The sequence below is a fragment of the Marinilactibacillus sp. Marseille-P9653 genome (assembly GCF_916618885.1).
Classification (GTDB): domain Bacteria; phylum Bacillota; class Bacilli; order Lactobacillales; family Carnobacteriaceae_A; genus Marinilactibacillus.
The window spans coordinates 102288-127755 of record NZ_CAKAKH010000002.1 but is presented as its reverse complement, the minus strand read 5'-3'; the positions used below and the strand labels follow the sequence as shown (position 1 = coordinate 127755).

Below are 25468 nucleotides of genomic sequence, written 5' to 3'. Positions count from 1 at the left end.
AAATACAAAAAACAAGTACCTCCCATGGTAGATAGGGAAGATACTTGCTTAAAAATTGATTTATTAAGTGAATTGTACATAAATATCGATATCATAAGGCTCAAATACCTCGATAATTTTTTCTTCTGTGGTGTCGTACTCTTTATAATAACCACCAACCACATAAGCATAAGCTGTCAACAAAAATTGATCATAATACTCGCTGAGCTTACCACTAATTGATTCAGGAAGTGTGCCTATAGAAATACCTTCTAAAGAAACGGTAAAAGTGTCATTTTGAGGAACCAAATCCACGTTTACTGTCGTAATTGCATCGTATTTATATACACGCTTTGACATGGGTGTAAAATAGGCATCTTTTTTGCCTGTATAAAAGTTCTTAAAAGGATCTTCTTTGACCATTTTGGAAACAATCATTTCAATCACTTCTTGACTACTTGTAATTTTTTTTGCAGGGATTTTAGTTTCATACTGGATTTTCTGGCATTTATTGTCTTGAGTTTTTTCGGATCTACGAGAGGAAATAGATGGTTTTGATTTGAAAATATCAAATAGTTTCATAACTGCGCCTTTCTATATAAGCATTGTTCCATTCAAGTCGTGGGCTATTTTGTCTATATCTACCTTATCCAAGAATACTCAAAAAGAAAAATTTTGTCAAACCTTACCTTGTATTCTTGTAAAAATATTAATATAATCAAGAGGTAAGATGGTATATTTGAAATAGAAGTTCCATGATGAGACACTAGATGAAACGACGGAAAAGGGGATAGTGAAATGATACAACAAATCCTTCTTGAAGAGAATCAACTTTATCCTAATAATGGTCTGCCAGTATTAGTTTATCCTGAGGGCTTTAAAGACTTAGTCAATCAAAATCACCCAGCACAGGCTGTAATAGACCAGTTGGCGGAACATCAGTATACAAATTCATGGGTAAACGGTATTTTTGATTACCATCACTTTCATTCAAATACCCACGAAGTATTAGTTTGTCTGTCGGGAGAAGCAACTGTCCAACTCGGAGGACCTAGCAGCAAAACCATTATGCTCACTCAAGGAGACGTGATTCTACTACCAGCTGGAACTGCTCATAAAAGACTGAAAGCTTCTAAAGATTTTAGTATTGTGGGTGCCTATCCAAATGGCAAAGAGTTCAATACGTACAAAGAGAAGGACGTTCAATCTGAAGAACAGTTTTGGAAAATCAAAAGAGAAGTGAAGAAAGTTGACTTACCTCAAAGAGATCCTGTTCAAGGTAAGAACGGTGCTGTTCAAAAATACTGGGGCTAGAAAAAAGACTATTCCTTCTTATCCGTTTAAACGTTTAGCCAAATAAAGCGGTCGTAACTCCTGCAAAGGAATTACGATCGCTTTTTCTACTAGTCATTAAAAGTCTAAATCGTCTTCTTCTTTTTTCGTTTTATAACTCTCATCTGGTTGTCCCGCTTCTTTGTCTTTCTTCAAAATGTTTCTCCACCAAACGAATAGGAGACCCACGAGAACAGCACCACCGGCAATGATAGCTGGCGTTATCCAAGGACTTTGCGTTGTTGTCATCATCCGATCAGCCGTTGCTTGGAAGCTTTTAGCAAAGAATTCATCTTCTTCTAAATTATTATCATAGTAATATCGACCCAAATAGTCATAAAAGATATCTTGTGCTTCCCGATCCATAACGCTTCTAGCCTGAGAACCGATTTCAGTACCGACGTAGTAATCACCTAAAGAAAAATTGTCACTTTCAAAGAACAGAACAAGCATATGTGCTTCATCCGTGAATAATTCATCATATAGGTCACTTTTGAATGCATCTAATTCAGCTTCGGTAGGGTTCGTACCACCATTAATTTCTTCTGTGATATAAAGATAAGGTTGTATACCAGTCTCGCTATAAAAATGACGCATACCATTTTCTAGTGTCGTTGCATTACCGATCCAGCTCGCATTATCAGTATAGTAATCTGTTTCGTTCACCAGTCCTGCTTCTAAAGGTGTGCGTTCTCTTGAAGAGGTTTGAATCGAACCACTGTTAGAATTGGAATTAGAATAGTTAGACCCTCCAAACATGCCGACACCACCAATAAAGTTCATCATGATGATAAAGAATATAAATGGACCAAGACAACCAAAAAGACCACAGCCACCACCAGGACCGCCACCATAGTATCTTCTTCGACCCCAGCCACGACCGTAACCCCAGCCGCCACCATAGCCATATCCTCTGTTAAAACCACCGCCGCCGAAGCCACCACCGAAACCGCCGCCAGATCTTCCGCCGCCCATAGAACCGCCACCGCGGCGTCCGCTAGAACCGCCTACACGACTAGAACCGCCACGGCTACCTCCAAATGAGCCGCCACCAGAACGGCCACCGCCGCCTCCACCTCGTCTACCCATAACATTCACTCCCTCATTTGTTTTATGATAGTTTTATCGTATCACACTTACTAATTGACTTACATCGTACTAGAGTAGGATGTTTGAGTGTGATTATCAGTCAGCTACTAGGATTAATACTTCTCTTGGATTGATAATCAATTCTTGTCCAACTTGTACTCCTAAAGATTCTGTTCCAGCGGTATGCCTGTTCGCAATGATTGTCCATTCTTCTGGTAAAGGAAGAGAAGAATGGAGTTGAATGGTTTCAGGCGTTAAGCTCGTATTCATGATAACGGCCATTTGTGACCATACAGGGTTTTCTTCTAACGTATTTGGAATGGTATAAGCAATCAGATTTTCTCTAAGTTCTGTGAAATGCATTTTCTCAGCAGTCTGGTTTGTTCTATCTCTTAATGGAGCGTAAGCCTTTCTGATCTGGATCATCCCTTTGTAGTAATCCAGTAAATCTTTGTTTTCTTCCACTTGAGACCAGTTTAGTTGATTCGTTTCTATAGGAGAATTAAAACTATTTTCGTCACCAAATTTCGTACGTCCGAACTCTTCGCCGGCTTGCATGAAAATACCACCTTGAGCAGTAAATAGTAAAGCCGCGTTCAGTTTATTTACTTGAATCACTTCTTCGTGGCGATCAAAGTTTTCATCGTCTCTCAGTGTTAGTACGAGTTTGTCATATAAAGGTAAATTATCATGTGCAGAAGAGTAGTTGACGACTTGATTCGGATTTTTAGCCCAAGCTTTTTCTTCCGGAAGAGAAAAGTCACCTACGACACTTTGAGTATTTGCTAGTAAGCCACCAATCAAATCACCGTTCATATAGGCACTGTCTTCATATCCATTAGCGCCTTGAAGAAATGAGCCTTTGTGCTCGTCAAATACTGGCCCTTTGATAGAGTCACGAAAATCATCATTAAATATCGCGATGCCATCAGCAAGCTGCTGGACATGAAATTTATCAGCAGGCACATTAGGCTCATGGATTTCCACGCTACCAGCATTCCAAGGTTCCCCGTAAAGAAGGAGATCTTCCATACCGGCTTCATTGAATGCTTTTCGGATATCGTTCATCGTATCCACATCATGTAAGCCCATAAGGTCAAATCTGAATCCATCTAAATGATATTCTTTAGCCCAGAAAAGGAGCGAATCAATCATGTATTTACGCATCATTTTTCGTTCACTAGCCGTTTCATTGCCACAACCAGATCCATTCGTGATGTTGCCTTGTTCATCTTGACGGTAGTAATAATCAGGAACAGTGGACTGGAAACAAGAATCGTCATAAGTAAAGGTGTGATTATAAACGACATCTAGTACAACTCCGATATCTTGCTTGTGCAGGCTCTGAACCATTTGTTTGAATTCATTGATGCGTGAAGCTGGATCGCTAGGATTTAAACTATATTTGCCTTCGGGAACCATATAATTCTTTGGATCATAGCCCCAGTTGTATTGTGAGCTCATTTCATCATTATCAAAATCGAAAGCGGGAAGGAGGTGCACATAATTCACGCCAAGAGATTTCAGATATTGAACACCTGTTGGAGCTTCTGAAGAGGGGTCATGATTCAAATAAGTGTCTGTTTCAGTAAAGGCTAAATACTTTCCTCGATAGTCTTCTGAAAACCCAGCCTGTTCATAACTGGAAAAATCTTCCACATGTACTTCCCAAATCATCGCTTCTGTGATTGAAGATTGTCTAACAGGACGATCGTTAGACCAATCTGTTGGATCAGTAGCGGATAAATCTAAGATTGCGGACCGATTGCCATTAAGGCCAACTGCTTTACTATAGATATCTTGAGTTTCCGTCTGTGTTCCTGAACTATGCTGGAATTGATAAGTGTAAAATTGTCCAGCTAGATCTCGATCAATCGTGACTGTCCAAACATTATCTTTTTCAACCATTTCAATCTGTTCAATCAAAGTTTCATCATCGACATTTCCAGTTTGATAGAGGTTCAAGGTTACAGATACTGCAAGTGGAGACCATACTTTGAAAGTGGATGTTTCTTTGGAATACGTTAAACCAAGATCAGCTTGGTCATATGCCTGTTCTTCTAAGTAGACAATTTTCTGTTGAATAGAATCAAATGTTTTTTTCAAGTGTTTTTCCTCCGTTAAATACCAATATAATCGGTCAAAAAAGAAAAACTGACCGTGAATAGGATGATCAATACCGTCATTGGCAGTGAATCTCCTTTCATTAACTATAGCAATCTTGAAAAATAAAAGCTTGTAAAAACATTTCGAAATTGATCAAGAGCCCATAGACTCAACAGGATTTTAAGGAAAAAGATACAAAAAAAGTGAGTGTCATAAAGACCGCTCACTAATGATATGGTTAAGATTAGGATACTATTTTTACGAGTATTTTAAAGGCTGCTTTATGACTGATAATGGTCTCTAGACCCTCAGTAGACTGCAAGGTCAATGGACCTTCGTATGGTTCAATTTCCTTTAAAACATATTCGTTTCCTAGCTGAACATTTTTATGCAGTAGATATTCCAGGAACTCTTGCTGATCATTGACTTCTTTGATGACAAAGTGGGTGCCTGTCTTGATCTCGACAAGTGGTGTATGATCCATTTTTTCAGTCGTTCCATCTTTATTTGGAATCACGCCACCGTGAGGATCATATTGTGGTTCACCTAAAAAGAGATCGAGCCTTTCAATCAAGGCATCAGATGAAGCATGTTCCAGTAGATCTGCATCTGCATGGACTTCATTCCAGTCATAGCCCAATTTTTCTGACAAGAAAACTTCCCAGAGACGGTGCTTACGAATGAGTTTATGGGCGATTTGTAGTCCTTCAGGAGTGAGTCGCACGCCTTGGTAGGGTGTATGCGTCAGCAAACCCTCTTTTAAGAGTCGACCATTCATTTCAGTTACAGAAGCTGCTGAGACCGATAGAGCCTTCACTAGGCTTTTATTTGTAACGACATCACTCTCGCCGCCGTGCTCATAGATTGCTTTAATATAGTCTTCTTTGTTTGGTGTCATGGATGTTACTCCTTATATAAGCTTTATGATAGGTATAATCGACTGCATCTTGTATAGAGAATCGAGAAATTACTTGCTGCAAAAAATTCATTTTACATTCTTTTACGTCAGTTGACAAGAAAGTGAATAGCATTTTTGTCTAATGACAGTATAACGTATGAAGAGGGAAACAGACAAACGCAATTTAAAAGAGTAGACAATCATTTAAGATATTATTCAGTTGACTATAAAATATTTTTAGGGTAAGCTAAAAATTGTAAATTAAGCATAGTCTAAAATTAGAAAGAGTGCAAATTGAGATGAAAAAACTAATCGGATTTATGATGTTCATGAGCATGCTGCTACTGACAGCGTGTTCGAGTGAGCAAGAAGTACAAAAAACAAGTGAAGAACCAATCAATGTGGTCGCAACAACTACGATGATCGCAGACCTGGTTCGAAATATTGGTGGAGAATATGTAGATGTTACTGGGCTCATGGGTCCAGGAGTTGATCCACACACTTATCAACCTTCCGCTTCAGATGTTTATACAATGGACGAGGCAGACATGATCGTTTATAACGGATTGCATCTTGAAGCGCAATTCATCGAAATGTTTGAACAGTTTGAATCTAGAGGCGTGCCTACAGCCGTTATTTCCGAAGGTATTCCAAGTAGCGAGTATCAAACGGTCGGTGGCGAAGGTAGCACGGAGTACGATCCGCATATCTGGTTCAGCGTAAATAATTGGATCGATGCTTCAGAATATGTCGCAGAACAACTTGCTGAATATGATCCGGAACATGCAACAATCTACGGAGCAAATGCTCAAGCATACGTCAGTGAGCTGACAGAGTTATCAGACTATATTAAGACAAGAATTGAAGAAGTTCCAGAACAGTCTCGCTACCTGGTTACCGCGCATGATGCGTTCCAGTACTTTGGCCGAGAATTCCATTTTGAAGTCGTAGGACTTCAAGGGGTGAATACCCAGACCGAAGCAGGGACTGGCGATATCAGTGGTTTAGCAAACTTCATTGCAGAGCATGAAATTAGTGCGGTGTTTGTAGAAAGCTCCGTTTCTTCTAGAAACATTGAAGCGCTGATTGAAGCGGTTAGCAGTAGAGGGCAAGAACTGCATAACGCAGGAGAACTGTATTCGGATGCGCTAGGTGATGAACAGCACGGTACAGAAACCTATATTAAAATGTACCGCTCCAATATTGATACAATCGTAGATGCTTTGAACGGCTCAGAAAATTAAAGTTTAAAAGATGATGAAAGAAGGACATAGAAATGAAACAGCAGAACGCTATCGAAATTAGTCAATTGACCGTTGCTTATGATGCGAAACCAGTACTTTGGAATACATCGGTTGGGTTCAGAACGGGGAAATTAACGGCTATCGTAGGTCCAAACGGTGCCGGTAAATCGACCTTGATCAAAACGATGCTCGACTTTATCAAGCCGGTCACAGGAGAAGTTGCTTATGCTATAGAAGAGCAAGCATATGCCTATAAAGAAGTGAAAAATCATATTGCCTATGTTCCGCAGAACAGTTCCGTAGACTGGGATTTTCCAGCCACTGTTTTAGATGTTGTATTGATGGGAAGATACGGTAAACTCGGATGGTTCAGACGTCCTGGTAAAAAAGATAAAGCGATTGCTAAGGACATGCTGAATAAAGTGGGTATGCCAACATTTGCGAATAGACAGATCAGTCAGCTTTCAGGTGGTCAGCGCCAAAGAGTCTTTTTAGCGCGTGCACTTGCTCAGGAAGCGGACATCTACATTCTAGATGAGCCACTTGCAGGAGTCGATATCAAAACTGAACGCATTATCATGGATCTTTTACGTGAACTGTCTAAACAAAATAAAACAGTCATCGTTGTACATCATGATCTACAGACTGTGGAAGAATATTTTGACGATGTTGTGTTCATTAACCAAGAAGTGCTGAGCAGTGGACCGATTGACCAAGTCTTCTCAAAAGAGACGATTGAAGAAACGTATCGTCAGGATCGGAACCTTGGAGAAGGGGATGAAGTGTGATGTGGGACCAGATCATTGCCTTATTCAGTGACTACACATTTCAAATCGTGGCACTCGGAACAGGGTTTCTTGGACTGTTGAGCGGAGTGATCGGAACATTTGTAACATTGAAAAAAGAAAGTCTCCTAGGAGACGCTTTGAGTCACTCTGCTCTACCGGGTATCGGTATTGGGTTTCTACTGATTCAAAGCAAGGAACTGATCGTGTTACTACTAGGAGCCGCAGTATCAGGATTACTGGCTACAGGTCTGATTCATCTGATGAGCAAAAAGACTACTATTAAATTTGACAGTGCTCTGTCCTTGGTTCTATCGAGCTTTTTCGGATTAGGGCTTGTCATCATGACCTATATCCAAGGAAGTCCAAACGCGCAGCAAGCTGGGCTGGACAACTTTATTTTCGGACAAGCTAGCGCTATGCTGATTCGCGATGTTCGTCTAATAGCAATTGTAGGAATCATCATCTTACTTCTAATCGGTCTATTCTGGAAGGAATTCAAATTATTCACCTTTGACAGCGACTTTGGTAAGACAATGGGCTATTCAGAACGATTCGTTGAAATGCTTCTGTCTACAATGGTTGTTTTAACGATTATTTTAGGGTTAGAATCAGTTGGCGTCATTCTAGTGAGTGCCTTGCTAATCGGTCCAGCAGTAGCAGCTAGACAGTGGTCAGATAGATTGAATATCGTCGTTATCCTAGCAGGGATCGTTGGATTCGTATCTGGAATTTCAGGAACACTCATCAGTTCAATCGGTAATCGGATTCCTACGGGGCCTTCGATTGTGGTCGTGCTGAGTGTATTCGTGTTAAGCAGTTTATTTTTCTCTCCTAAAAGAGGCATTATCGCAAAACGTTCCTCTTATCGTAAGCAGAAAAGAATGATTGAACAAAAGCTACAAGCAATGAAAGAAGGTCAGGGTAAATGAGTATTATAACTGAAATCACACTGATCGCAGTCGTCGTATCTATTGCCTGCGCACTACCAGGTGTTTTTCTGGTTTTAAGAGGGACAACAATGGTATCGGATGCCATTACTCATACAGTTCTTTTAGGAATCGTTATCGCTTTTTTCATTACTAGAGATTTGAATTCACCTTTACTACTCATTGGTGCAACATTAACGGGTGTATTTACTGTATGGGCAATAGAAGCTTTGCAGAGAACTAAGTTACTTGGAGACGATGCAGCAATTGGTGTTGTTTTTCCATTATTCTTTAGTATCGCGATTATTTTGATCACACGCTTTACAGGAGATATTCATTTGGATCAGGATACTGTGTTAATGGGTGAACTTGCTTTCGCCCCCTTTAGAAGACTGACCGTGTTCGGAATCGACATCGGAGCGAGAGCATTCGTCACCATGCTCGTCATTTTATTGATCAACACTGGGTTCATTGCTTTGTTCTATAAAGAGCTGAAAGTGACCACCTTTGACGCTGCTTTTGCAGCTGCGCTCGGCTTTTCACCAGCGCTGATCTATTATGGTCTGATGACATTAGTTTCGTTGACAGCTGTTGGTGCATATGACTCAGTAGGATCCATTCTTGTGGTTGGTTTTATGGTAGGTCCTGGACTGACAGCTTACTTGCTGACACATGAATTAAAGAAAATGATTGGACTCGCAGTAGTATTCGCGGTGATCAATAGTGTGATAGGCGTGAGACTGGCTTTTGCACTGGATAGTTCAATCGCTGGAATGATTGCTGTTGTAACAGGAATCACTTGTCTAATCGCTTTTATCTTTTCACCTAAAAAAGGTTTAATCACAAGTACCATCACAAGAAAACGAGAACAAAAGATTTTCGATGATAAAATTAAAAACATTGGATGATCACGATGCACAAAAAGGATGTTTCAAATTAGTTGTCTAATTTGAAACATCCTTTTTTGTCTGTCATTTTAAGTGGTTTCACGTTTAATCAATTTGAAGTCCAGCGGATAAAGATCCACAGATTCTTTTTTTAGACCATTGAGTAGTAATCTGCAGGCGTTTTTGCCTTGTTCATCAATGGCATAATCAATCGTCGTAATGTTCATAAAATCACTGATTTCCAGATTGTCAAATCCGACGATCGCAACATCTTCGGGGATACGATAACCGAGAGACTTCAGTCTGGACACCATAACAGCTGCAATCGTATCGGAATGGGCAACGATCGCATCCGGTTTGTCAAAGGACGTGTGGTACCAGGATACAATCTCCTCAGCCTGTTCCGTTCTTAAAATATCCAAATACGGTTCAAAAGGGTGGGGCGTTATGTCGTGTGTACGACAAAAATCTTGATACGCCTGAATTCTACGTTTCGTATTGAGACCATATGCCGTACTGTATAAATTTAAAATGTTTCGGTACCCCTCATTCCAGAGGTACTCCAAAGTTTTCATATATCCATCATAATGATCGATAAAGACAGATGGAATTGTTGCAGAGTCTATATTATGCAAGGTAACGATTGGACCGTAATGCGCGTATTCTTCTAATACATCCCATTCGTTTGCACGATAAACCAGAAAGATACCGTCCAGCTGTTTAGACTTTAGCATATCAAAAGCTTCCAGTTCACGTTTGCGGTCGCTTTTAGTAATAAACAAGGTAGAAGTATACCCAGACTCGTGGGCAAGTTCCATAAACGGATTGATACGAGCAATGGCGGTATCATTGAATTGCGTACTGATAATTCCAAGGTTCTTAGTAGCACCTTTTCTCAAATACTGAGCATTTCGATTCGGCGTATATCTAAGGTCTTTTACAGCCCTTTCCACTTTGATTCTAGTTTCTTTTCCTACGTAACCACTTGAGTTCATCACTCGAGAAACCGTTGCAGAAGAAACGCCTGCAAGCTTTGCAATATCTTGAATAGTCGTCAATCTGATTCCTCCTTCAGCACTACCAGTATAGCAGATATTTACTAAAGGCAGTATATAATCAAGAGGCTTAATTTGATCCTAAAAATAATGCATGAGTTGATTTTGAGAACTGATGGCTTTTCTACCTTCAGGGGTTCTTTTAACGTAAGTAGCGTCTGGACCAAGAACCCAAGCTTTTGTATTGTCATACAAGTACAGTTTCATGATGTTGATCACATGTTGTTTCCATTTTTCATCGAGAATCGGAAAAGCGAGTTCGATTCGTTTGGTCATATTACGTGTCATCATATCGGCAGAAGAAAGATAAAGTTTATGGTTGCCATTATTGTTAAAAAAGTAAACGCGACTGTGTTCAAGGAAACGTCCGACAATACTGTGGACACGAATATGCTCACTCACACCCTTGATGCCAGGAATCAGGCAACAAATTCCTCTGATAATTAGGTCTACTTTTACGCCAGCTTGACTTGCTTCAAAGAGTTTCATGATCATCTTTTTATCGGTCAGTGAGTTCATTTTGGCGACGATATGACCATTACCATATTGTTTGTGTAAAGCAATTTCGTTATCAATTCTATCGATAAAGGTGTCTCGCATTTCAAAAGGAGACACGTGTAGATATTGATAATCGACTTGATTGGAGTAACCGCTCAGATAGTTAAAGAAATCTGCTACATCCTGAGTTAATATTGGATTAGTCGTAATGATACCCATATCTGTATAGAATTTAGCTGTCTGTTCATTATAATTCCCAGTCCCTAGATGTGCATATCGCTTGAAGCCATTATGATCTTTTTTGACGATAAGTATAGCTTTACTATGTGTTTTGAGATTTTTCATTCCATAAATGATATGAGCACCGGCTTCTTCCAGTTCTTTGGCCCAATGTACATTATTGGCCTCATCAAACCGTGCTTTTAGTTCGACGAGAACCGTTACTTGAATGTCTCTCTTAGCAGCTCTTTTCAGTGCTTCAATGAAGGGAGAAGCACTACTGACACGGTATAAAGTCTGCTTGATGGCAATAGTATTAGGATCTTCAACAGCGTTTCGAACCAGGTCAATAACCGGTTTAAAAGAATCGAACGGGTGATGCAGAAAGAAGTCTTGTTTTTCAGCTGTCTTAACAATATTATTATTTTTTAAGATATTCGGGTAATCAGGTGTGAAGCGTGGAAAAACGGCATCAGGTAATACATTCTGTAAATTTGAAGCGATAGAAGTTAACACGGTTAGATCCAGTGGACCTTCAACGTTATAAACATCGCGTTCCAATATATCTAATTCATCCATCAAATAAGCAACGTCTTCTTTAAATGTAGCTGAAATCGAACGAGCGTCAATTTCTAATCTTACGACCATACCCGCTTTTCTTTTCTCAAGATAATCTTCAATAACAGAAAGTAAATCTTCAGCACCACTTTCCTGTATTTCCAGATCAGCATTACGAGTAATTCGAAAAGTGAAAGAATAATCGAGGTCGTACCCTATAAATAATTCATCAAGAAAGTGAAACAGAATATCCTCAGTGAAGAGTACGACACGACGATCTTCGCATTCTAGAACGTGATATCGTTCAATCAGAGGTGGGACCGGTAAAATAGCGATAAAAGGACCTTCTTGTGTTTTTAGCCGCACAAAAAGATGGATAACCCCGTCATTCAAGTGGGGGAATGGACGATAAGCATCCACTCCAAAAGGTGTAATAGCCGGCTTGATATGGTTTCGAAAAATTTCTGCGGCTTCTTCTAGTTGATCAGGAGTTAACTCAGCAGGTAACTTAAAGTCAACCTTTTTTTCTTCTAATTCAACCTTCAACTGATCAAAGGACAGATATTGATCAGAAACAAACCTTCGATTTTTCTTCGCAATTTCTTCTAATTGTTTTTCAGGACCCCATTGTTTTTTGGAGTCTGGTTCAAGAAAGCCTAACTTTAACTGGTCTTGAAGACCAGCTACGCGTACTTTAAAGAATTCATCTAAATTAGAACTACTAATAGAAATAAATTTAAGCTTTTCTAGTAAGGGGTTAGTAGGATCAGTTGCTTCTGCAAGAACACGAGCATTAAAGTCTAACCAGGATAATTCTCTATTTTGATAGTAAGACGGATTGTGTAAATCAATGGACGAGTGCTGCATGGAATTCCCTCCGAATAACTTGATTAATAATGATTAATTACCTGTTTCACTTTTGAACGTAATATGAACGGTGTCGCCTAAAACCCGTTCAAAATGATTCTTATGCTTATTGGCACGATACTTTTCTGCGATGACTTCGCCGTTATAGGTTACGATCAATTCATATTTATCTTCTGAATCTTTGTCTTTATTTTTAGATAACTGAATATCTTTGACCATATTGACATGAGAATCGTTCAGAGCTTCTGCAAATTTAATCACACTTCCAAGGCTAAGCAGTAGATTTGCTTCGTCGTCACTGAACCAATCGTTTACAGTATGGATATACTGATTGAACAAAGATCGGTTTTTGTAACTTGCTAACAAAGCCAAACGAACGCGATCATAGTGATTGAATCCGTGAAGGTTACTATTAGAGATAATGTAAAACGTATGTTGAGACTTGGAATCGTCTTCGATATAGCTTCCTAAGTTATAAAGAGAAGCTGCGTAATGAACAAGGATGAGATGTTCTTCATCTATATCAATGATTTCTTTATCTTTTAGCAAATTCAACAGGCGGTCTGCAAGTAAAATACGCTGGTAGGCCCCAATTGTGCGAATATTATAGCGTTTACTCATGCGCTCAACAGTTTGACGCTTGATATCATATAGCTCGTAAGGCTGATTGTCTGTACGATTAATATAATCGATTATCAAACCTTCTCGTAAACCGCGACTACTGATCGCAAAATCTGTTGAATCCATGAAGTCAAATAATTCGAGAAAGACTAGACCAGCAGGTATGATAATATCTTTGCGATCTTCGCTTAATCCATCTAGTTTGGATAATTGTTGAAAAGAGGTATCTACAATTAGATCAAATGTTTCTTCTAATTCGTCTCCTGTCATCATATAACCGTGAATGCCCGCGATAGGATAATCATGTTGACGCTGATGGATGTCTGCGAGATTTCGCGCAGATCCTCCAATTCCAATTAGAGGCACTTTGACATCGGGTAACCACTTCAAAGAGGTGAACTGTTCATTGACCCATTTTCGTGCTTTACCAATGGCTTTTTTATCGTTATGATCTTTACCATCAAAAAACTGTTTTTTCAAGCTAACAACACCAAACGGAAAACTATGAGAATCAACGACTTGTTTGTCTTTAAATAAAGTGAGCTCCGTACTACCCCCACCAATATCTATGGTTACACCGTTTTTAAGATCCATCGTATGTCTAACAGCATAATTTCCGTAAAAAGCTTCTTCTTCTTCTTTTAAGATGCGTAACTTAAGGCCAGTTTTCTCTTTTACAGTCTTCAAAATGGATTTAGCATTCGTTGATTGTCTAATCGCTGCAGTAGCTACTGGAATCATGGTTTCAATATGATATCTTTCGGCAATCTCAGTGAAACTTTCAAGAGCTGTAACCAGTACAGAGATTCCTTTTTTACTCATCGTACCGTCTTTTTCCAGATATTGAACAAGCCTAGCAGGTGTTTTGATATTTTGTAATTCAGTGATTGTTTGATTCTGATCGATTTCAAATATGACTAATCTGATTGTATTCGATCCGACATCAATTAATCCGATTCTTTGATTTGTCATGTAAGCGGTCTCCTTTATACTCTATAATCTTAGTTCTTCTTTTATCATACAGAAAAAAAGAGGTATTTGTCGAAAAATACACGATATATTACAAAAACATTACATTAGCGGCAGAAAGCGTTACTATCTACTCCTAGGTTACAGAATTTATGTGAGATCACTTGTTCTGAATCAGAAATAAGAAAGGTTTGTAATAAATTGTAAGATAATCGAAATGTTCGCGAAGGGTATTCTATGTATAATTGCAAAGCAAAGTGCAATTATATGGAATTTATGATTCATCAAAAATTTTAACAAAGAAAGGTTGTTCTTACACGCCATGAAAAAATGGATAACAGGGTTTGCTGTATTAGCATTAGGGTTAACGCAATTATTGACGACTCAAGTTGTATCAGCTGACTCATTAGATGACATCCGTCAGCAGCAAGAACAGAAAAAAAGTGATATCAGTACCATACAAAGAGATATCGCTAAAGCATTAGAAGAAACCAGTACATTAAGTGAAGAAATTGAAAAACTGAATGAGGAAATTTCTGAAAAAGAAGTAACCATTCAAAACAAAGAAGTCGAAATCGGCGAACAAGAGAAGCTTGTAGAAGCAAGATTAGAACAAGCAGGCGCAAGATTACAATCTCTTCAAAAAAGCGAAGCTACCAACAACGTTGTTAAAGCAATATTAGAAGCAGAAAGCCTTGCAGATTTGTTTAATCGTACATTAGTCGTTATGCAGTTAACAGATGCTGGTAACCAACAAATCGAAGAAGCGCAAATAGAAGCTGATACGTTAGCAGAGATGCAAGTACAACTGGTCACAGAAAAAGAAGCATTGAATGAGAACTTAACTTTAGTATCAGAACAAAAATCCTCATATGATGAAAAGTTATCTGCTCTAGAAACACTGGTTAAAGACAATCAGTCGCAATTAACTCAGTTAGAAAACAAAGAAGCTGATGAACTGGCCAAAATCGAAGAAGCGCGTCAAGCTGCGCGAGAAGAAGCGATGAAAGCAGCTGAAGAACTTGCAGCGAAAGAAGCAGAAGCCCAGGAAGAAGCCATTGTTTCTACTTCTTCAAGCAAACCAGAAACGACAAAAGAAGAAACTGTAGAAGCTGCTGAAGTTAAACCAGAAGTAAAAGAAGAAGCGAAAACAGAAAAACCAGCTGAAAGTACAAGCTCAAATGGACGTACTGTTCAAGTGAGTGCAACTGGATATTCTACACAACAAGCTAACTTGAGTACACATACAGCTACTGGAATTGACTTGAGAGTGAATCCAAGAGTCATTGCAGTAGATCCATCCGTTATTCCATTAGGTTCAACAGTAGAAATTCCTGGAAAAGGGATTTATATTGCTGGAGATACAGGTGGCGCGATTAAAGGAAATAAAATCGATATTCACTTCTCAACTGTTTCAGAAGCATTCGCATGGGGAAGAAAAAATATCACAGTTAAAATTTTGAACTAATCTATTCTTATAATCAGAAAAGCAGCTGCTCTCAAAAGTAGCTGCTTTTTTAATGGTCAAATTTTGAAAATATAGTGCTTGGGATGAATTGACAAACTCGTGAAAGAAGAAATAGAGACGCATCTGATCCTGTTTCATATACCTGACAAACGTTCCCATTTCTGCTAAAATAACAGTATTGACTTCAAAAATTAGATGAAACTCAACCTGAAAAGAGGAAACAATATGCCATCCAACGAAATCGAGTTTTACAAAGGAAAAGATGAAGAATTATTTTTAGCCGCTTGGGAGAAAAAGCATGGCGTACTATCAGATGACGCCCAAGAAAAATTATATTTAGCAATTGGAGACGAAATAGACCGTCAAATTAAAGAAGGCGAACACAAATTTGGAGAAGTATTTAGCTATAAAGGCGTTGAAGTTGGAAAATCTGACTACAATCATTTCCACGAACTGTATTTGTTTGACGAGAAATAGTCAGTGTTTTTGTAAAAGGAGGTGTTTCTTTGTCTAAGGAACTGATTGACAATAAATTGAGTCTGCTTCCAGACCTGCCTGGTTGTTATATTATGAAAGATAAGAACGATCATATTATTTATATCGGGAAAGCAAAAAACTTAAAGAATCGCGTTCGTTCCTACTTCAGAGGCACTCATGAAGGGAAAACAGAACGTCTTGTTCAGGATATCGAAGATTTCGAAACGATCATTACTGGATCAGATAAAGAAGCACTACTTCTGGAAGTTACACTGATTCAGAAACATCAGCCTAAGTACAACATTCGGTTAAAAAGAGGCACGAGCTATCCTTATCTTAAAATCACAAATGAGAAGGATCCTAAACTGATTATCACTTCAGACGTTCTAAAAGATGGCGGCCATTACTTTGGGCCGTATCCGGATGTTTATGCTGCTTCTGAGACGCAGCAGCTGATTATGAAAATCTATCCTCTGAGAAAATGTAACGGACATCAGAAAAGAGCTTGTCTGTATTATCATATTGGCCAATGTATTGGACCTTGTGATCACGAGGTTCCTAAAGAAGAATACGATCAGCAAATTCGCAAGATTCGTTCATTCTTAAATGGAAACGTGCATGACATTAAAAGAGATTTGAAGCAAAAAATGGATGAAGCGGCTGAAGAGATGAACTACGAGCGTGCTGCAGAATTTAGAGATCAAATTGCGTATATCGAAAAGACTGTAGAAAAACAGTCAATTATTTCAAATAACTTTATGCCACGTGACTTTTTCAACTATTACATGGATAAAGGCTGGATCTCTATCCAAGTATTTTTTGTCAGACAAGCGACACTGATCAAAAGAGATGCCACAATGTTTCCTTGTTATGGCCCACCTGAAGAAGAACTGATGAGCTTTATCTTACAATACTACAATAATGGAAATAATATTATGCCAAGTGAGATATACGTTCCTGAGGCGGTAGATACTGATATGTTATCTCAAGCCATTGAAGCCAAAGTGGTGAACCCGAAACAAGGACGAAAAAAAGAATTATTAGATCTTACAGGGAAAAATAGCGAGATGGCATTAAAGGAAAAATTCAGACTGATTGAGATGAATCAGGCTAAAACAACCGGAGCCATTCAAGAATTATCTGAAGCGATGGGACTACCTTATATTGAAAGAATTGAGTCTTTTGACCATTCCAATATTCAAGGATCGAATCCCGTATCGGCGATGGTCTCATTTAAAGATGGTAAACCAGACAAAAATAACTACCGTAAATATAAAATCAAAACGGTTGTAGGTAGTAATGAGGCTGCAACCACACAGGAAGTTATTAGAAGAAGATATAGCCGCCTATTGAAGGAAGGGAAACCTTTGCCTGATTTGATTCTTATGGATGGTGGTAAAGTTCAAGTGAATGCTGCTGTAGATGTACTAGTAAACGAACTTGGGTTGGATATTCCTGTAGCTGGGATGGTCAAAGATAACAAACACCGTACAGCCAGCTTGATATTTGGAGAAGTTTTGGAAACCGTTGTGTTGAATCCTCGGAGCCAGGCTTTCCATCTCGTTCAGAGAATCCAAGAAGAAGTGCATAGATTTGCCATTACTTTCCACCGGAATGTTCGTAGTAAAAACAGCTTCACATCGAGACTAGATGATGTAGAAGGTGTTGGTCCGAAAACTCGAACCAAAATATTGAGACATTTCAAATCGATGAAAAGGCTGAAAGAAGCAGAGCTTGCAGAGATTACCAAGCTGGGTATTTCAGAAACCGTTGCAGAACGAATTAAAGAAACCCTAGCAAATTACCAGGGATGATTTTTTGAAATTTACAAAATAGTAATCAAAAGCTGCTAGAAGACTAAAAATAAATTAGTACTAAAAAAGCGGTACACAGAGTATTTACCTTCTGTGTACCGCTTTTGTTTTAATTATGAAAATAAATTTAAAAGTTAAAAGCTATAAATAATCACACCCAAAACGCCAGTAGTTAGCATGACTTGGATGGGACTCAGCTTGTACTTTGTTATTAAAAATAATCCTAATGAGAATAAGGCTACAGAGATCCAGTTGAGATTTGCAAAATCGATCCCACTTGTTTCTCCAAAGAATGCCGTCAGTAAAATAGTAAGACCGGCTGAAGCGATCAGGGCAACAACGGCTGGGCGTAACCCCATGATGACACCTTGCACCATCTTTATGTTACGGTATTTGAAGTAGATGTACGCTAAAGTCAGTACGATAATAATAGAGGGTACCGTAACCCCGAGTGTAGCGATGATTCCTCCAAATATACCGCCAACTTGGTTTCCTACGAAGGTAGCTGCATTAATGGCAATAGAGCCGGGAGTCATTTCAGAGATAGTTAATACGTCTATAAACTCTTGAGTGGTCATCCAACCTCTGTTGTCAATGATCTGCTGTTCAATCAAAGGTAAAGCGGCATAACCGCCACCGAAACTAAAAAGGCCAATCTGAAAGAAGCTAATAAACAATTCAATATAAAGCATCTAATTAGGCTCCTTTCTTTTCTGATTGAATTTGGTAATAAGTTGTGAGTCCGCCTATGATCGCACTGAACGATAAAAGATAGAGGATATTAACATCAAAAATGATTCCGGCAATTAAAGCAATAATCATAACGATGACAGGAATCACTTCTTTTTTTCTGATGATTCTCATCGCCATACTATAAACTACATGCACAATGATCGCAGCGACACCCGCTTGCATGCCAAGTAGCAAGTTTGCGACAAGAGGATTATCTCTAACGATATTATAAACAAAAGATAATAGTGTAATAATGGTGAGGGGAGCAAGTATCGTTCCAAGAACCGTTGTCAACGCACCTAGAAATCCAGCCATTCGGTAGCCAATCAATATAGATGCATTGACGGCAAGAGAGCCGGGGGAGGACTGACTAATAGAAATCAAATCTAGCATTTCATCTTCGTCAATCCAGTTGAGTTCTTGAACAAATTTCTTTTCCATTAATGGTACAATGACATATCCACCGCCGAATGTAAAAGAGCTTAGATATAAAGTGGATGTAAATAATTTCCAATAAATGTTTGATTTTTTCATAATGCCTCCTAAAATTCTCTGAATGTTAAAGTTTCTTATGTGAATGGACAGTTATCACTTACATTAGTTATACACTAATCTGGACTTAAGTTCAACACGGAATGGAATTTAGTCCTAAATAACTCTTTCAATTTTAATAACAATTGGATTATAATATAAAAAAGAGGTGTTTCAGTGGATCCGATAGCTGTAATTAAATCAAATTTAGAAATGTTTACTAAATCAGAAAAGCGAATAGCACTGTTTATTTTGAACGATCCTATTCGTATTGTGCAATATTCGGCTGAAGAAATTGCGAAAGCAGCAGGTTCTTCTAAGTCTGCTTTTATACGATTATGTCAAAAAGTAGGATATAGAGGATACTCGGAGTTTAGATTTTCATTATCGAAATATTTGATTTCTCATAAGGCAAAGGAAAACAAAGAAGAGACGATTGCTCAATCAATTACGACCGTTTATAGCGAAAATATCAGACAAATTGCTCAAAATATTACGGATAGTACGATTGAAAAAGTCTGCCGAACTATGACAAATTCTAGTAAGATAAAAATCTTAGGGAACAACAGAACAGGACTTGCTGCGCATCAGTTGCGCATGCGTATGGCAAAAATTGGAATGGATAGTGAGTTTGTATCAGACACTATTTTAATGAATGATATTGTAAGTTCGCTAACCAAAGAAGATTTGGTTATTGTCTTTTCAATCAAAGGAATGTCTTATTATGAAGAAGTTGTTAAACAAATAGAGGCGAACGGTATAGAAAGTATTTTGATTACAATGACGCCGAACAGTCCTCTGAATAAGTACTTTGATACAATTATTACGTTACCGTTGGTATCAAGAGCGACTAGTCGTTTTTTAGATGATCAAGCGATATTTTTTGTATTTATCGAAATTTTATTAGCTGAATTAGCTGAAACTGATGATAGTAGTAAAGAATAGGCGAGTATTTCAAAAGAGTACAGTGATAAAGCAAAATATACCAAGAGAGAAAGTATAGCCTTCCTCTCTTGGTATATTTTTTAATATTTCTATTTTTAATCCGTCACAACGCGTAAATTATCTAATAGCAATCCAGAACGACCTTTAAGTTGGAAAGTATTCATGTCTTCTCTAAAGTCAATAGAGGGATCCTCATCTAGGAATTGTTTGTTTTCTGGCTCTACATAAATAGGTCCTAAGTGAGTATCCAATGATTCAACAGTTTCTGAGATATTTTCAGTTATTTTAAGCTGAAATACTCCTCGAATACTACAAGCATATGAACCTTGAAAATCTTCATGATAGTGAAGAGACAATTTACCTGAATGGTTCTCTAATATATTTGTCAGTTTTTTCTGCGCAGATGGTGTAATAACTAGTTCCATTAATTTAGCCTCCTAAGGATTTCTTACTATTATCTTCTCATAAATAAAATGATCAAGCAAAAATCTAATATCTTTTGCTTATTTTAAAAAGGTAAAGGGATGCATAAAACCTAGACTATATTTTTCTTTTTTGTATTGTTTCCAAGGCGTATCTCTTTTAGCAGAATAGTGATCAATAATGACAGCGAGTACGCAACAGAGAGGAGCGTATTCTTCTTTTTCAATCGTTAGTGCATAAAAGTCTCCTTGAAAGGAATAGTTCTTTTCAAGACGCATGATGACTCCAGAGGCACTTCTGACAACATATTTTTGCTCAACGAAATCACCAGTAATAATCCAGTTCAGCTGGCTAACGACATAATAAGGTTTTTTTAGCCCTTGAATGCCTGGAATTTTTTTAACAGTAACTTTTTTCTGATCCTCTATATAAAAATCGAATTTTGGAAATAGAGATAGCAAAGTCTGCTTTGCCTCTACTAACCGGTCACCACTCATAGAATAAAGTGAGAGTGCGTCTTTTGCACGACCCCATTTTCCTACAATCAAATAGGTGTTTTGTCCAGATGCAGATTTGACGATCATGCGATTCTGCATAGACATGTAAGCATGATTAATGAATAGACGAATCATTTTCTTTCACCTCTGTGTTCGTTTGGCTTTTACTACTAGTGATTACTCACATTATACCACCGATATCATAAAAATCGAATAGGCTAAAAATAAGGAATGTTTTCAAAGGTCAGTCTTTCTTTACAAAAAAACCACAATCATAAGATTGTGGTTTTTATGAGTTTACAGGTTCTTTTGAGTGAGCACAGCTGCTAGCTGATTAACAGCTTGCACGACCGCATTCAGTTTCGCTTCCATACGATGCAGTAGAAATAATGAGATGAAAATTGGAAATCCAACATTTTCTATCATTTCTATGATTGTAATGAAGATATCTGCTCTTGGTTCCATTGGTTCGTCCTTTCTGCTATCCCTTACCTATAATAACGTTTTGAAAGGAAGATCTGTTACCTTCTGTTGTTGTTTAAATAAAAAAGCAGCGACGCCTTCCTAAGAAAGAGTCACTGCAAGTTCTAATACTATTAAATTCCTTTTTGCTGATCGAGTCTGTATCCACTATGGAAAACAGAACCAACAAATTGATTGTATTCGAATCCATTTTTGATTGCAGCAGTTACAAAGTCTTTAGCTTTGAGAACGGCTTCTTTAGGCTCGAGACCTTGCGCAAGACCTGAAGTGATAGCTGCAGCAAATGTACAACCCGCACCGTGATTTGTCGCTTTCTCTATTTTATCCGCTTCTAATATTGAGAAGTCAGATCCATCGTAGAAGATGTCGATTGCTTTATCGCCATCTAGTGCTTTTCCACCTTTGACGACAACATATTGAGCACCTTTTTGATGAATCAGTTCAGCGGCTTTCTTCATATCATCTACTGTTTTAAGCGTGCCTAAGCCAGATAGCTGACCGGCTTCAAACAAATTAGGTGTGACGATCGTCGCAAGGGGTACGAGCAAATCTCTTAAGGCTTCTGCGTTTTCCGGATTGAGAACTTCCGTTTCTCCTTTGCAGACCATAACTGGATCAACGACTAAATTTTCAAGTTTCTTTTCTTCAATTGTTTCGGCAATGACCTTGATAACAGGGACATTTGGAAGCATACCTGTTTTTAAAGCATCTATTTTCGGTCCAGCTGTTGCAGTCACGAGTTGAGTTCTGACAATTTCAGCATCGATAGGTGTTACGCCATGGCTCCAGTTATTTTCAGGATCCATTGTAGCGATAACAGTTAAGGCAGCAATACCATAGGTTCCGTATTCTGCGAAAGTTTTTAAGTCAGCACCAATACCAGCACCACCGCTAGCATCGTTACCTGCGATCGTTAATGTAATCTTAGGTTGAGTCAATTTGATTTCCTCCAGTGAACAGATAAGATTAAAACTCTTTATTCTTTTCATTTTATCATATATCACAAAAAAAGAAACCACTAAGCGCACAATCGAAAATGTACCGACCCCCAAAAGTTAGAGTAACATTCTAACTTTTGGGGGTCAGCACCAAACAGAGTTTTTGAATAAAATTTAGAAAAAAGCTTACAGAACAAAGGAGCTGTTCGGTAAGCCTGTTACATTATTCTTTGTAGATTTTTCCACTCAAAACTCTTGATATTGCTTCGGCGACCCCATTTTGAGAGTTGCTGGATGTTGAATAGGTAGCAGATTCTTTGGCTTCCGATACCGCGTTTGCAACGGCAGTACCATATTTAGCCCATTCCAACATAGACAAGTCGTTGATATTATCTCCAATCGTCATGACCTCGTCAGCTTTAATACCTAGTTTTTTAGCATATTGCGCAACGGCGGTTCCTTTTTGAGCAGACTCGTGGTTAATTTCAATATTCTTTTTGCTAGAAGCCGTGATGGCTAATTTTGGAACTTCATTCATTAATTGTTCTTTTAAAGGATCAAGTATAGGTGCGCCTTCTTCTGTATGAGCAGATAGTTTTAAAATAACAATGCTGTCATCTTCTAGAACTGTGTCAAAACTTTCCACAAATTTTACATTATTTTCTTCAGCGTGACTAATCGCGTTTTGCATGGCTTCTTCATAAGAAATATCCGGATTCAAATCAGCAAGCATAGAAGCAATTGTATCCAGTCTTTTTTCTTGATTATTAGAATAAATGCCCTCATTGGTCATCAATTCTTCATGAAGGTCAGGATATTGGGACAAAATACTTCTAATTTTTCTAACAGTACTTTTCTCAAGACCCTTATTGTATAGATTATTTCCTTCTACATCGAAAAGCTGAGCTCCATTTAAGGCAATAATTGGGCATTCAATATTGTGTGTTTCCAAAGGACGTGCTGCCATTGGATAGTCACGTCCAGTAGCGATAATGAAGTGGATGCCTTGTGATTGCGCTCGTTTGATAGCTTGAGCATTTGACAGTGAAACATCGATATGGTCGTTTAATAAAGTCCCGTCCATATCTGAAGCGATTAATTTAATCATAATAGTTTTCCTCCAATAGTAGATTCCTCTCTAAGTCTAACAGATTGGTGTAAAAAATAAATAGATTTACAGTGTTTACTTAGAAAAGATCCTGTAAGGTTTGTTACAATAAAAATAGAGAATTTATGATATTCTAGTAAAAAGGAGTGGCTCTATTGCCTATACCGGTAAAGAATGACTGGAAACCTATTTTAGAAAAAGTAGAAAAAACTGAATCCTATCAGCAACTTACAGAATTTCTAGTTGAAGAGTACAATACAGAAACAATTTATCCCAAAAAAGAAGCAATCTGGCAAGCCTTTGAATGGACGCCTTATCATAAAGTTAAAGCAGTTATTCTTGGGCAAGACCCATATCACGGTGCGCATCAAGCACATGGATTAGCCTTTTCTGTTCAGCCTCAAGTTAAGTTACCACCATCCTTGAGAAACATTTATAAAGAGTTACAGAGCGATTTAGGTATTGAGCCTGTGACACATGGCTATCTTGAAAGTTGGGCCAAGCAAGGGGTCCTACTTTTGAATACCGTTTTAACCGTTCGAGCAAAAGAAGCACATTCTCACAAAAATAAAGGATGGGAAATGTTGACAGACGAAGTGATCAAATCTTTGAATGAAAGAGAAGAGCCGATCGTCTTTATCTTATGGGGATCGCCGGCGCAGAAAAAAAGAACGCTGATTGATGAAAGTAAGCACCATGTGTTAACAGCTGTACACCCAAGCCCATTAGCTGCATACAGAGGATTCTTTGGGTCGAAGCCTTTTTCAAAAACCAACGAACTTCTGATTGAGAGCGGACAAGCACCAATAGACTGGAAACTTCCAGAGAACCCTACAATGGAATAAGACATTTTCTGTAAAAAAAAGAGAATAAGTGTTATGATAAAGAGCGTAAAAACAAACTTTGGAGGGAATTAGTAGTGGAATTATTTGAAAGTTTGAAAGAGAAGATTCAAGGAAAAGAATTGAAAATCGTCTTTCCAGAAGCGAATGACGAACGTATCTTAGGAGCAGCTGTTCGTTTACAGTCAGAAAAGATTTTGAACCCGGTCTTGTTAGGAAACAAGGAAGAAGTAGCAAAATCAGCTAAAGATCACGGATTCGATTTAGGTACTATCGAAATCATCGACCCTCACAATTATGAAAAATACGATGAAATGGTTGCTACGTTCGTTGAACGTCGTAAAGGTAAAGCAACAGAAGAACAAGCAGTCGAGCAGTTGAGAAATGTAAACTACTTTGGAACAATGCTTGTCTATATGGATCTAGCAGATGGTCTTGTTAGTGGAGCAATCCATTCAACAGGAGACACTGTTCGTCCAGCACTTCAAATTATTAAAACACGTCCTGGTGTGAGCCGTACTTCTGGTGCGTTCATCATGTTACGTGGTAGAGAACAAGAAAAATACTTGTTTGCAGATTGTGCAATCAATCCGAATCCAGATGAGAAAGTACTTGCTGAAATCGCAGTTGAAAGTGCTCGTACAGCTAAAATGTTCGACATCGAACCGAAAGTTGCAATGTTAAGCTTCTCTTCTAAAGGTTCAGCTAATGCACCAGAAGTAGAAAAAGTTCAAAGAGCAACGAAACTTGCACAAGAAATGGCACCTGAGTTTGAAATTGACGGTGAATTACAATTTGATTCTGCATTCGTACCAGCAGTAGCGCAACAAAAAGCGCCTGGTTCAAATGTTGCTGGAGAAGCGACTGTATTTGTCTTCCCAGAATTACAATCAGGAAATATTGGTTACAAAATGGCACAACGTTTAGGTGGATTTGAAGCCGTTGGACCAATCTTACAAGGTTTGAACAAACCGGTTTCCGATTTATCTCGTGGATGTGTTGAAGAAGATGTCTATAAGACAGCCATCATTACCGCCAACCAATCTATTATGGGGTAATTGAAAAAATTATAATGAAATAAGCGTATGAAATCTTCTTCCTTTACTATTTTATAGTAAAAGGAGAAGGTTTTTTTGTATAGTTTGATAGATGTGACCGAAGTTTAAGTAAATCA

25 protein-coding genes are annotated in these 25468 nt (G+C 38.3%); 11 read left to right on the top strand and 14 right to left on the bottom strand.

Features of this window, described 5'->3' with window-relative positions; all coding sequences use genetic code 11:
• Positions 1-63: 63 nt before the first annotated feature.
• Entirely contained in the window at positions 64-561 is a 498-nt protein-coding gene (locus LG377_RS11055; protein ID WP_225744782.1) for a hypothetical protein, read from the bottom strand.
• Between the two features lie 216 nt (positions 562-777).
• On the opposite strand from LG377_RS11055, the gene LG377_RS11050 reads away from it, so the two are divergent.
• The gene (locus LG377_RS11050) at positions 778-1293 is read left to right on the top strand and encodes a cupin domain-containing protein (RefSeq protein WP_225744781.1); all 516 of its coding nucleotides are present in this window, start codon (positions 778-780) and stop codon (positions 1291-1293) included.
• A 96-nt stretch (positions 1294-1389) separates the two neighbouring features.
• Here the strand turns inward: LG377_RS11050 and LG377_RS11045 are convergent, their stop codons facing one another.
• From LG377_RS11045 to LG377_RS11035, 3 genes are all read right to left on the bottom strand, one after another.
• The gene (locus tag LG377_RS11045) at positions 1390-2400 is read right to left on the bottom strand and encodes a hypothetical protein (RefSeq protein ID WP_225744780.1); all 1011 of its coding nucleotides are present in this window, start codon (positions 2398-2400) and stop codon (positions 1390-1392) included.
• A 96-nt stretch (positions 2401-2496) separates the two neighbouring features.
• A complete protein-coding gene (gene pulA / locus LG377_RS11040; protein ID WP_225744779.1) occupies positions 2497-4506 on the bottom strand; it encodes a type I pullulanase in 2010 nt (669 codons plus the stop codon).
• A 244-nt stretch (positions 4507-4750) separates the two neighbouring features.
• Complete coding sequence (locus LG377_RS11035) at positions 4751-5404, bottom strand: metal-dependent transcriptional regulator (RefSeq protein WP_225744778.1); 654 nt, start codon at positions 5402-5404, stop codon at positions 4751-4753.
• 299 nt (positions 5405-5703) lie between these two features.
• Here LG377_RS11035 and LG377_RS11030 point away from each other — a divergent pair, with 299 nt between their 5' ends.
• Genes LG377_RS11030 through LG377_RS11015 form a run of 4 tightly spaced genes read left to right on the top strand, consistent with a single transcriptional unit; the run spans position 5704 to position 9270 of the window.
• Positions 5704-6648: a metal ABC transporter solute-binding protein, Zn/Mn family gene (locus LG377_RS11030; protein ID WP_225744777.1), complete on the top strand. Its 945-nt coding sequence runs from the start codon at positions 5704-5706 to the stop codon at positions 6646-6648.
• A gap of 32 nt (positions 6649-6680) precedes the next feature.
• A complete protein-coding gene (locus LG377_RS11025) occupies positions 6681-7436 on the top strand; it encodes a metal ABC transporter ATP-binding protein (RefSeq protein WP_225744776.1) in 756 nt (251 codons plus the stop codon).
• Positions 7436-8365, top strand: a complete 930-nt coding sequence (locus LG377_RS11020; RefSeq protein WP_225744775.1) for a metal ABC transporter permease — start codon at positions 7436-7438, stop codon at positions 8363-8365. The genes LG377_RS11025 and LG377_RS11020 overlap by 1 nt, the downstream gene beginning before the upstream one ends.
• Positions 8362-9270: a metal ABC transporter permease gene (locus tag LG377_RS11015; protein WP_225744774.1), complete on the top strand. Its 909-nt coding sequence runs from the start codon at positions 8362-8364 to the stop codon at positions 9268-9270. The genes LG377_RS11020 and LG377_RS11015 overlap by 4 nt, the downstream gene beginning before the upstream one ends.
• 68 nt (positions 9271-9338) lie before the next feature.
• On the opposite strand, the gene LG377_RS11010 is transcribed toward LG377_RS11015, so the two are convergent.
• From LG377_RS11010 to ppx, 3 genes are all read right to left on the bottom strand, one after another.
• Entirely contained in the window at positions 9339-10307 is a 969-nt protein-coding gene (locus tag LG377_RS11010) for a LacI family DNA-binding transcriptional regulator (RefSeq protein ID WP_225744773.1), read from the bottom strand.
• Between the two features lie 78 nt (positions 10308-10385).
• The gene (ppk1, locus tag LG377_RS11005) at positions 10386-12446 is read right to left on the bottom strand and encodes a polyphosphate kinase 1 (protein WP_225744772.1); all 2061 of its coding nucleotides are present in this window, start codon (positions 12444-12446) and stop codon (positions 10386-10388) included.
• A 33-nt stretch (positions 12447-12479) separates the two neighbouring features.
• Positions 12480-14039, bottom strand: a complete 1560-nt coding sequence (gene ppx / locus LG377_RS11000) for an exopolyphosphatase (protein WP_225744771.1) — start codon at positions 14037-14039, stop codon at positions 12480-12482.
• Positions 14040-14358: 319 nt separating this feature from the next.
• On the opposite strand from ppx, the gene LG377_RS10995 reads away from it, so the two are divergent.
• The 3 genes from LG377_RS10995 to uvrC all read left to right on the top strand — a co-directional run bounded on the left by LG377_RS10995 (position 14359) and on the right by uvrC (position 17795).
• The gene (locus LG377_RS10995; protein WP_225744770.1) at positions 14359-15504 is read left to right on the top strand and encodes a 3D domain-containing protein; all 1146 of its coding nucleotides are present in this window, start codon (positions 14359-14361) and stop codon (positions 15502-15504) included.
• A 225-nt stretch (positions 15505-15729) separates the two neighbouring features.
• Entirely contained in the window at positions 15730-15981 is a 252-nt protein-coding gene (locus LG377_RS10990; RefSeq protein WP_225744769.1) for a hypothetical protein, read from the top strand.
• Positions 15982-16010: 29 nt separating this feature from the next.
• Complete coding sequence (gene uvrC / locus LG377_RS10985; protein ID WP_225744768.1) at positions 16011-17795, top strand: excinuclease ABC subunit UvrC; 1785 nt, start codon at positions 16011-16013, stop codon at positions 17793-17795.
• 134 nt (positions 17796-17929) lie between these two features.
• On the opposite strand, the gene LG377_RS10980 is transcribed toward uvrC, so the two are convergent.
• Positions 17930-18487 carry a chromate transporter gene (locus LG377_RS10980; protein ID WP_225744767.1) on the bottom strand — a complete coding sequence of 186 codons (558 nt, stop codon included), beginning with the start codon at positions 18485-18487 and terminating at the stop codon, positions 17930-17932.
• A gap of 4 nt (positions 18488-18491) precedes the next feature.
• Complete coding sequence (locus tag LG377_RS10975; RefSeq protein WP_225744766.1) at positions 18492-19061, bottom strand: chromate transporter; 570 nt, start codon at positions 19059-19061, stop codon at positions 18492-18494.
• Positions 19062-19235: 174 nt separating this feature from the next.
• Between LG377_RS10975 and LG377_RS10970 the strand changes: the two genes are divergently transcribed.
• Positions 19236-20003, top strand: a complete 768-nt coding sequence (locus LG377_RS10970) for a MurR/RpiR family transcriptional regulator (RefSeq protein WP_225744765.1) — start codon at positions 19236-19238, stop codon at positions 20001-20003.
• Positions 20004-20098: 95 nt separating this feature from the next.
• Here LG377_RS10970 and LG377_RS10965 read toward each other — a convergent pair whose 3' ends face one another.
• The 5 genes from LG377_RS10965 to LG377_RS10945 all read right to left on the bottom strand — a co-directional run bounded on the left by LG377_RS10965 (position 20099) and on the right by LG377_RS10945 (position 23452).
• Entirely contained in the window at positions 20099-20428 is a 330-nt protein-coding gene (locus LG377_RS10965; protein WP_225744764.1) for an iron-sulfur cluster biosynthesis family protein, read from the bottom strand.
• Between the two features lie 78 nt (positions 20429-20506).
• Positions 20507-21058, bottom strand: a complete 552-nt coding sequence (locus tag LG377_RS10960; protein ID WP_225744763.1) for an LURP-one-related/scramblase family protein — start codon at positions 21056-21058, stop codon at positions 20507-20509.
• A 162-nt stretch (positions 21059-21220) separates the two neighbouring features.
• Complete coding sequence (locus LG377_RS10955) at positions 21221-21388, bottom strand: YvrJ family protein (RefSeq protein ID WP_225744762.1); 168 nt, start codon at positions 21386-21388, stop codon at positions 21221-21223.
• A gap of 131 nt (positions 21389-21519) precedes the next feature.
• On the bottom strand, positions 21520-22344 hold the full coding sequence (thiD, locus tag LG377_RS10950) for a bifunctional hydroxymethylpyrimidine kinase/phosphomethylpyrimidine kinase (protein WP_225744761.1): 825 nt from the start codon (positions 22342-22344) through the stop codon (positions 21520-21522).
• A gap of 223 nt (positions 22345-22567) precedes the next feature.
• Complete coding sequence (locus tag LG377_RS10945) at positions 22568-23452, bottom strand: Cof-type HAD-IIB family hydrolase (protein WP_225744760.1); 885 nt, start codon at positions 23450-23452, stop codon at positions 22568-22570.
• Positions 23453-23607: 155 nt separating this feature from the next.
• On the opposite strand from LG377_RS10945, the gene LG377_RS10940 reads away from it, so the two are divergent.
• The gene (locus LG377_RS10940) at positions 23608-24297 is read left to right on the top strand and encodes a uracil-DNA glycosylase (RefSeq protein ID WP_225744759.1); all 690 of its coding nucleotides are present in this window, start codon (positions 23608-23610) and stop codon (positions 24295-24297) included.
• Positions 24298-24371: 74 nt separating this feature from the next.
• Positions 24372-25352 carry a phosphate acetyltransferase gene (gene pta / locus LG377_RS10935; protein WP_225744758.1) on the top strand — a complete coding sequence of 327 codons (981 nt, stop codon included), beginning with the start codon at positions 24372-24374 and terminating at the stop codon, positions 25350-25352.
• Positions 25353-25468 lie beyond the last annotated feature (116 nt).

Excerpts from the sequence above, each read along its gene's own strand:
- LG377_RS11055 (WP_225744782.1), bottom strand. The coding sequence starts at position 561 with ATGAAACTATTTGATATTTTCAAATCAAAACCATCTATTTCCTCTCGT.
- LG377_RS11050 (WP_225744781.1), top strand. The coding sequence starts at position 778 with ATGATACAACAAATCCTTCTTGAAGAGAATCAACTTTATCCTAATAAT.
- LG377_RS11045 (WP_225744780.1), bottom strand. The coding sequence starts at position 2,400 with ATGGGTAGACGAGGTGGAGGCGGCGGTGGCCGTTCTGGTGGCGGCTCA.
- LG377_RS11035 (WP_225744778.1), bottom strand. The coding sequence starts at position 5,404 with ATGACACCAAACAAAGAAGACTATATTAAAGCAATCTATGAGCACGGC.
- LG377_RS11030 (WP_225744777.1), top strand. The coding sequence starts at position 5,704 with ATGAAAAAACTAATCGGATTTATGATGTTCATGAGCATGCTGCTACTG.
- LG377_RS11025 (WP_225744776.1), top strand. The coding sequence starts at position 6,681 with ATGAAACAGCAGAACGCTATCGAAATTAGTCAATTGACCGTTGCTTAT.
- LG377_RS11020 (WP_225744775.1), top strand. The coding sequence starts at position 7,436 with ATGTGGGACCAGATCATTGCCTTATTCAGTGACTACACATTTCAAATC.
- LG377_RS11015 (WP_225744774.1), top strand. The coding sequence starts at position 8,362 with ATGAGTATTATAACTGAAATCACACTGATCGCAGTCGTCGTATCTATT.
- ppk1 (WP_225744772.1), bottom strand. The coding sequence starts at position 12,446 with ATGCAGCACTCGTCCATTGATTTACACAATCCGTCTTACTATCAAAAT.
- ppx (WP_225744771.1), bottom strand. The coding sequence starts at position 14,039 with ATGACAAATCAAAGAATCGGATTAATTGATGTCGGATCGAATACAATC.
- LG377_RS10995 (WP_225744770.1), top strand. The coding sequence starts at position 14,359 with ATGAAAAAATGGATAACAGGGTTTGCTGTATTAGCATTAGGGTTAACG.
- LG377_RS10990 (WP_225744769.1), top strand. The coding sequence starts at position 15,730 with ATGCCATCCAACGAAATCGAGTTTTACAAAGGAAAAGATGAAGAATTA.
- LG377_RS10980 (WP_225744767.1), bottom strand. The coding sequence starts at position 18,487 with ATGCTTTATATTGAATTGTTTATTAGCTTCTTTCAGATTGGCCTTTTT.
- LG377_RS10975 (WP_225744766.1), bottom strand. The coding sequence starts at position 19,061 with ATGAAAAAATCAAACATTTATTGGAAATTATTTACATCCACTTTATAT.
- LG377_RS10965 (WP_225744764.1), bottom strand. The coding sequence starts at position 20,428 with ATGGAACTAGTTATTACACCATCTGCGCAGAAAAAACTGACAAATATA.
- LG377_RS10960 (WP_225744763.1), bottom strand. The coding sequence starts at position 21,058 with ATGATTCGTCTATTCATTAATCATGCTTACATGTCTATGCAGAATCGC.
- LG377_RS10955 (WP_225744762.1), bottom strand. The coding sequence starts at position 21,388 with ATGGAACCAAGAGCAGATATCTTCATTACAATCATAGAAATGATAGAA.
- LG377_RS10945 (WP_225744760.1), bottom strand. The coding sequence starts at position 23,452 with ATGATTAAATTAATCGCTTCAGATATGGACGGGACTTTATTAAACGAC.